Source organism: Nocardiopsis protaetiae, from assembly GCF_045446735.1.
Classification (GTDB): domain Bacteria; phylum Actinomycetota; class Actinomycetes; order Streptosporangiales; family Streptosporangiaceae; genus Nocardiopsis; species Nocardiopsis protaetiae.
In genome coordinates, this window is record NZ_JBJJBV010000532.1 from 1 (window position 1) to 1,149 (window position 1,149).

General features: G+C 63.4%; 1 protein-coding gene. It reads left to right on the forward strand.

Going from position 1 to position 1,149, the window contains the following annotated elements:
* Nucleotides 1-183 precede the first annotated feature (183 nt).
* The gene (locus ACJOT3_RS34550; RefSeq protein WP_406977338.1) at nt 184-1,035 is read left to right on the forward strand and encodes an SDR family NAD(P)-dependent oxidoreductase; all 852 of its coding nucleotides are present in this window, start codon (nt 184-186) and stop codon (nt 1,033-1,035) included.
* The last annotated feature ends 114 nt before the right edge of the window (nt 1,036-1,149 follow it).

Below are 1,149 nucleotides of genomic sequence, written 5' to 3' on the forward strand. Positions count from 1 at the left end.
CGGTAGAACAGCATGTGGAGCCTCTGGTGGGGCGGGTTTTCTTGGTCGTTAATCCATCTACCAGGGGCTTCTTGCTGTTCAGAAGGGCTTCAGGGAGACCGGTACGGGGCTGTGACCTGCACCTTCAGGATGAAAAAGGCTCAGTCTGTCATTAATCAAGTTCGCTGATCTCGGAGGTCTGAAATGCCGTTCCCGCTGCCTGATGTGTCGGACACGTCGATCTCGGATCTTGTTTCACTCCGTGGTCGTCGTGCCGTGGTCACCGGTGGTGCTCAGGGCCTTGGGAAAGCGATTGCCGCCCGATTGGCCGAGGCAGGGGCGGATCTGCTGATCGTCGATCTCGACGAAGTATCCGCCCGCTCTGCGGCCGGGGAGCTCTCCCGGCGCTACCGGGTGACGGGCATCGGCTCCCGTGCCGATGTCCGTGACACGGAAGCGGTGGCTGCTGCGGCGGAACTCGCGGTCACCGATCTCGGCGGTCTGGATATCTGGGTCAACAACGCCGGCATCTTCCCGAACGCCCCGGTTCTGCAGATGCCGGACCAGATGTGGGAGCAGGTCTTCGCGGTCAACTCCCGTGGTGTCTTCCTCGGATCCCGCGAAGCCGCCCGTCGGATGAGCGCTGGCGGTGGAGTGATCATCAATGTGATCTCCACTGCGGGCTTCCAAGTGGCATTCCCGGGCATGGCCGCGTACGTGGCGTCGAAACATGCCGCCCGCGGCCTGACCAAGTCACTCGCCGTCGACCTCGCGCCGTTCGGCATCCGTGTGCTAGGAGTCGCGCCCAGCTATGTCCCCACCGAGGGCAACATCGCGGCCGCCCAAGAGGCCGCCCACGCCGCAGAGGCCGCGGGCGTGGAGCTCCCGAAGGTGGATGTTATGAGTCAAAGCCGCATCGGGCGGTTGGGCACTCCGGACGACATCGCCCGGGTGGTGCTTTTCGCGGCAAGCGATCTCTCACTCATCATGACGGGAAGCACGCTTCTTGCCGATGCAGGAGAGGGGCTTAACCCCGGATGTTGGACACGGGGGTGATTGATTACGCCGCGATCGCCAGCGTAGACGCTCTGGAGACCTCGAAGTCGTTCGGAGACACGTTCTGGCAGTGCGAGTGACGACGACGGGTGTTGTAGCGGTGGGCCCACCGGA